Here is a 2,422-nt window from a genome sequence, read left to right as displayed (position 1 = left end):
AAAAAATGACCGCCGCAGCGATCATGAATTAAAACTAAAGCCTCGTTAGTTCAAATAAGAAAATTTCATAGAAATGTATCTACAATTGCCATTATTTCTTTATCACTGCTTTCATTGGATAAAATTCCGTTGTCATTAATTCTGCTATAACGGCGGGATCTTCTGCGATAAGTTTTGGAACTTGTTCCTCATTCTCAACTTCAATAATTGCCAATCCCTGTGGGGCTGAAGGATTTAGAACGGGGCCGAAAATCAAAGCAATTCCCTGATTCTGCTTGTCCGTCCAATAGGTAATGTGTTGTAGCATAATATTCCTTTCTTCTTCGGTCATGTCCTGATGAAAAGTTACTCTTGGCGGAGTAGACTTTAACATGAAGTGTATTTTTTCCGGATTATTGCTTGAAGTATTGTTCAACATGGCAAATCCTCCTCTAGTCTGAATTTGAATTTTCCAATGACACATTTGCTGTACTCCATTATGCCATAAATCCCTTTCAGATCCTATCAACACGGTGTATTTCTAACAATAAAAAAGCAATAAAGTCGTTGCTTATGTCACTCTTGCTCCCGTTATCGTAAGTACATATCTTCATAATCTGTATGCTATAATTTGGGAGGGTAAAATAAAGATAGAGGTGACCATTCTTGGCAATACATGTTGTACTATATCAACCTGAAATTCCGGCTAATACCGCAAATATCGCACGTACGTGTGCCGCAACGGAAACATCCTTGCATTTAATCCGGCCACTTGGCTTTTCAACAGATGAAAAGATGATCAAACAATCTGGTTTAGATTTCTGGCATCTTGTAAACATAACGTATTATGACTCATTAGATGAGTTTTTTTCAAAAAATCAAGGTGAGTTTTACTATATTGAGACGTTTGGTGAAAAACCACATTCATCCTTTGATTTCAGTGATGGATCAAAAGAACATTATTTTATGTTTGGAAAGGAAACAACCGGTTTACCAAAGGATTTACTAACAAATAATAAAGATCACTTTTTGAGAATCCCAATGAATGGTCATATTAGATCACTGAACCTTTCCAACACAGCTGCTATATTGGTATACGAGGCTTTGCGCCAGCAAGGGTTTCCCAACTTAAAATAAAAAATCTTCCGCTTGGAAGATTTTTTATTATTTTCCATATTGGAATATTGTGCTTATTCAAGTAAACTCCTCCGTTACTTGAAGAAAAAAAAGCCATCATCCGTCATTTTATTATAAGGTCCTTTATTGTTCTTTTTGACATTTTACCATTATAAATTTAAATGGAGGTTTGTTTTCCTTATCCTTATGAGGCTCAACAATTTCCGAAACTTCTACCAGTCCATATTTTCCAAATTCTTGTTTTATCGAGTCAAAATCATAAAAAAACATACTTACTCCATCCATTATCTCGAAATAGTCTTTCCCCAGCTGCTTGCCCTTTCCAAACATTGGTGCTTCTTTTGAAATCGTAGTAAAAATCATATATCCGTTTGGCTTTAACTGATTATAACAATCTTTAATAAACTTTTCTCTCTCACGATTATTTAATAAGTGAATAAGCGCATAACAAAATATGCCATCATAAAGTTTGTTATCAAAAGGCATATCGGCTACTGAACCATGAAAAATATTAATATTAAGCCCATTTTGCCTTGCCAATTCAATCGCTGTTTTTGAAATCTCAATACCTGTTACCTTTATTCCGTTGTCCATAAAAACCTTTGCGTTTCTACCATATCCAATACCAGGAATCAATATATCCTTAACTTTCTTTTCAAGGAAAAAGTCCTTTGTCATGATTGCGGAGTCTGAAGGTTCATATCCCCACATCATTTGATTTTCTATAAAACTTGATTCTCAGAATTCTGTCATAGCTTAATCTCCTTTACAATATTGGCTCTCATTCTTAATTATCTGTTGTTAGAATAAAAAATCTTCCTTCTTGGAAGATTTTTCGTTTGAATTTCCGTACAGAAATTTTGTGTATTTAGATTGCGGGATTTTTCCTTTTGCGATTTTGCTTACATTAATATTCGCCTTTAATGACAAAAAACGAGCCACGAATGGTTCCAGCTAGTTTAGACTTCTGCCTAGCAAACTTAAACTTTCCTTCTAACTCCTTTGGTATCTCCATCCCCTCAGAAAGCTTAAAACCAACCGCCCGCTTCGGCTTAGGGCCATCCACCGTATACATGACGTTGACCTCAAGACCATCCTCATAAAAAACGTAGGCCATATTGATATTTTCCACTTGAAAACGCGATGTTTCTAAAGGCTTGGCTGCAAACTCAATATCACGTTCCTCTTTCAAAATTCGGTTCACATAATCAAGGGTCTCCTTGCTTTCGCTAGCTGGTACAACCGTAAATTCATGCTTGTATTTGTTCATAAAGTAACGGGCCTCATTAGCACGTAAACCAGCAAG

The 2,422-nt window shown here is 35.7% G+C and carries 4 protein-coding genes; 1 reads left to right on the top strand and 3 read right to left on the bottom strand.

The genetic code is table 11. The features are described 5' to 3' along the window. Positions 1-91 precede the first annotated feature (91 nt). Positions 92-418 carry a YciI family protein gene (locus V7266_RS30270; protein WP_335472977.1) on the bottom strand — a complete coding sequence of 109 codons (327 nt, stop codon included), beginning with the start codon at positions 416-418 and terminating at the stop codon, positions 92-94. A gap of 227 nt (positions 419-645) precedes the next feature. Between V7266_RS30270 and trmL the strand changes: the two genes are divergently transcribed. Next, positions 646-1,116: a tRNA (uridine(34)/cytosine(34)/5-carboxymethylaminomethyluridine(34)-2'-O)-methyltransferase TrmL gene (gene trmL / locus V7266_RS30265; protein WP_335472976.1), complete on the top strand. Its 471-nt coding sequence runs from the start codon at positions 646-648 to the stop codon at positions 1,114-1,116. Between the two features lie 123 nt (positions 1,117-1,239). Here trmL and V7266_RS30260 read toward each other — a convergent pair whose 3' ends face one another. Together V7266_RS30260 and V7266_RS30255 are read right to left on the bottom strand one after the other, a co-directional pair. Further along, entirely contained in the window at positions 1,240-1,830 is a 591-nt protein-coding gene (locus tag V7266_RS30260; RefSeq protein ID WP_335472974.1) for a class I SAM-dependent methyltransferase, read from the bottom strand. A gap of 193 nt (positions 1,831-2,023) precedes the next feature. Next, positions 2,024-2,422: phage tail protein (locus V7266_RS30255; RefSeq protein ID WP_335472973.1), on the bottom strand; the 399-nt coding region annotated here is incomplete at its 5' end.

This window comes from Neobacillus drentensis, from assembly GCF_036965645.1.
Lineage (GTDB): Bacteria > Bacillota > Bacilli > Bacillales > Cytobacillaceae > Neobacillus > Neobacillus drentensis_D.
Note: the sequence above shows the minus strand (reverse complement) of the source record. Positions and strands in the feature narration are given on the sequence as shown.

Coding starts and splice junctions, on each gene's coding strand:
- V7266_RS30270 (WP_335472977.1), bottom strand. CDS start 418: ATGTTGAACAATACTTCAAGCAATAATCCGGAAAAAATACACTTCATG.
- V7266_RS30260 (WP_335472974.1), bottom strand. CDS start 1,830: ATGATGTGGGGATATGAACCTTCAGACTCCGCAATCATGACAAAGGAC.